The organism is Endozoicomonas sp. ONNA2 (genome assembly GCF_024606365.1).
GTDB lineage: Bacteria > Pseudomonadota > Gammaproteobacteria > Pseudomonadales > Endozoicomonadaceae > Endozoicomonas.
This window is the reverse complement of record NZ_JAHHPO010000899.1, coordinates 1-3,109: the sequence shown is the minus strand read 5'-3', so window position 1 is coordinate 3,109 and position 3,109 is coordinate 1. Positions and strand designations below refer to the sequence as shown.

General features: G+C 48.2%; 2 protein-coding genes. Both read left to right on the top strand.

Annotated features, from left to right (window positions below):
• Positions 1 to 147 precede the first annotated feature (147 nt).
• Positions 148 to 1,299: a homeobox domain-containing protein gene (locus tag KDK14_RS16000; protein ID WP_257266176.1), complete on the top strand. Its 1,152-nt coding sequence runs from the start codon at positions 148 to 150 to the stop codon at positions 1,297 to 1,299.
• Positions 1,300 to 1,491: 192 nt separating this feature from the next.
• Positions 1,492 to 3,051, top strand: a complete 1,560-nt coding sequence (locus tag KDK14_RS15995) for a long-chain fatty acid--CoA ligase (protein WP_257266175.1) — start codon at positions 1,492 to 1,494, stop codon at positions 3,049 to 3,051.
• The last annotated feature ends 58 nt before the right edge of the window (positions 3,052 to 3,109 follow it).

The following is a 3,109-nucleotide window of genomic DNA, read 5'->3' as shown; positions in this document are numbered from 1 at the left end:
ACGACCGGCTTCCGAAGGTTTCAACGTCTTCTGAAGTTACGGATTCAGGTATAAAAAACTTTTACTGCTCGTTAGATTTTTTGAAGTTTGCGTCTAGAATGATTTTTCCTGAATTCAAGTTTTATTTACAAAGAGGTGGTCGATTTTATGGACCCTTTAGCACCTTCTAAATACTCATCTTATATGTTGCCTGGCGCAGCCAGCTCATCAAAAACTTGTGAACCCGCACGCAGGCCTGCTTCATTTGGTGGCAGACTTTCTGAAGTGCGCTCTACCGCTCAGCCATTTTTTTCTTATTTACCCGAGAGGTCACAGGTAGGGAATAATTTCAAACCATATAGCTTTGGTTCGATAGTTTCAAATATGAGTTATGTACCAACACACCTGTCCCCACATGGTCATCCTGCAATGACACCCATTGTTATTCCTGATTACCCGGGCCATCCGGAAGTGGCAGACATTGGTATGAGTTCTGTTTATGGGCCTGGTGGCAGCACTGCCACTCACACCAAGACAGTGGATGAGGGGGAGGATAGTTGCCTGCTCGATTCTGTTAAGAAGATAGCAACTGATACCACTGAATCCCATTCCCCGAAAGCATGTTCCGAAACTAAAAAACGTAAACCGCGAACGATCTTTTCTGAATGGCAAACTCAAGAACTTATAAAAGTTTTTAAACGTGCCAAACATTTATCAACTTTTGAAAGGTCTGTGCTGGCTTCAAAATTGCAATTGCCAGAATTATCGATCAGGATATGGTTCCAGAATAGAAGATCGTCCAAAAGAAATGAGGTTATTGCAGCTGGTTTAAGTAACATTTCAGGAAAGAGAATGGTCGAGCCTGATCCGAATGAATCGGATTTCACGCAAGCAGGCCCCGAGCCTGGAGTAAAGGAAAGAAAAAAACGAACAAGCTATTCTGTACGGCAAATCAACTTACTTAATCAAGCATTTCAACGTTGTCCTTATATCGATGGCGAACCACTTTCCTTGTTGGCCGCAGAGCTGGGGTTGACACATACGCAGGTTAAAAATTGGTTCAAGAATAAAAGAGCCAAGTGCAGGAAACATTCTGTCGAGAGTGCTCAAGGCAATCAATCTTCAAGGCCTTTAATAGTCGTTCCCCTGGTTGCCTGTAATCCGTTCATGGCTTCAGTACCACCTTATTCATGTCATGGCTATGTACCTTTCGGGCATCCCCAGACGGCATTTCCCGTAACTATGCCTACTCTTTCCGGGGATTTTGGGTATTCTGGGGAACCGGCTGCTGATAACGAGTTGAACTCTTCCAGTCCATGAATTTGCAGGCTTTTAGTTCTTTGAGATGGGGTGTGTCTGTGAAATCCGGTTTGAGCTTTCCCTGGTTGGTGTCTATGTTCCAGGAGGCTGTCCGAGAATAGCGCCCGACTTGGATGCAGGAGCCAGAGCAACGCAGGAGCAGTTGCCGCGATGGCCAGCTGGAGTCCATTTATTTCCCCGGAGTGCTGATTCATGCCCAACCTTGCTGATTTCCTGTTCCGCAGCGCTGCTGTTTATCCGGATAAAACCGCCATTGTCGCCGGTGAACGGCGTATCAGTTATCAGGTATTAAAAGACACGGTTGCCTCTGTTGGGCATGGTTTGCAGCAAACAGGTATCCGGCCCGGCGACCGGGTGGCGCTCAGTTGTCCGAATATTCCCCAGTTCCTGATGGTTTATTACGGTATTCTCAGTGCTGGTGCGGTTGTGGTGCCGTTGAATATTCTGCTGAAGCCAAAAGAGATCGCCTATCATCTTGCCGACAGTCAGGTTGTCGCCTATCTGTGTTTTGAAGGTTCAAATGACCTGCCATTGGGGCAGTTTGGACTCGAAGCCTTTCAGCGGGTGATCAGCTGCGAGCATTTTTTTGTCATCACCGGTGAGCTTGACCAGGATCAGTGGCGAGGCGAGTCCACGCTATCCACCTTGCTGACGGACGGCTCATTGGCAGACCCAGAGGACAGGGCCCCGGAAGATACTGCCGCCATTCTTTATACGTCCGGCACAACCGGACGGCCAAAAGGTGCTGAACTTACTCACTATAACCTGTCGATGAATGCAGTTATCTGCTCGAACTTATTAGGGACCGGCGTGAATGATAGCCATTTGGTGGTTTTGCCGTTGTTTCATATTTTTGCCCAGACAACCCATATGCTCCATGCCGTGGCATCGGCATCCACCATGGTGTTGATGGTTCGTTTTGAGGCATTGACAACCCTGAAGCTGCTGGCGCAGGAACAAATCAGCTATTTCGCTGGTGTGCCCACCATGTACATTGCACTTAATGGTGCCAGGGATGAGTTGTCTGCAGATGAACGACAGTCCATTACCGACACGTTGAGGTTGTGTGTCAGTGGTGGAGGTCCTATGCCAGTGAATGTCTTACAGGCATTTGAGGGCAATTTCAACGTCACCATCCTTGAAGGCTATGGTCTCTCAGAGACGTCACCGGTCGCCTGTTTCAATACCCTGGATCAGGCACGCATTCCCGGCTCTATTGGGCGACCGATCCCCGGTGTGGCACTGAGACTGGTTGATGCTGAGGGTAATGCGTTGCCTTTTGGTGAGGAGGGTGAGTTGGCCATTCGTGGCCACAACGTGATGAAAGGCTACTTCAATAACCCAGAGAAGACGACAGAGGTATTGCAAGATGGCTGGTTCCGTACCGGCGATATTGCTCGGTGTGATTCAGCAGGTAACTACTACATAGTAGATCGGAAGAAAGATCTGATTATTCGTGGCGGTTTTAATGTTTACCCCCGTGAGGTTGAGGAGGTGTTACTGGCCCATCCCGATATTATGCAGGCAGCGGTGATTGGTGTGCCTGATGATTACTACGTTGAGGAGATTATGGCGTGCCTGGTTCTCCGTGAGGGTTGCGAGCTGTCGCCGGAATTGGTCAAGACCTGGGCAAGGCAACATCTGGGGGACTATAAATACCCACGGTATGTCCGAATTTTTCAGGAACTCCCCCTCAGTGCCACGGGTAAAATATTAAAGCGAGAGTTGCGAGAGTGGGTAAAAGAGCATTAATAGCAATAAGTAGCTAACCATATGAAATCATATATTTCTGACTCCTTGTGCCGGCACT

What these genes read in the sequence shown, in the direction of transcription:
- KDK14_RS15995 (WP_257266175.1), top strand. Translation starts at nt 1,492, where the DNA reads ATGCCCAACCTTGCTGATTTCCTGTTCCGCAGCGCTGCTGTTTATCCG.
- KDK14_RS16000 (WP_257266176.1), top strand. Translation starts at nt 148, where the DNA reads ATGGACCCTTTAGCACCTTCTAAATACTCATCTTATATGTTGCCTGGC.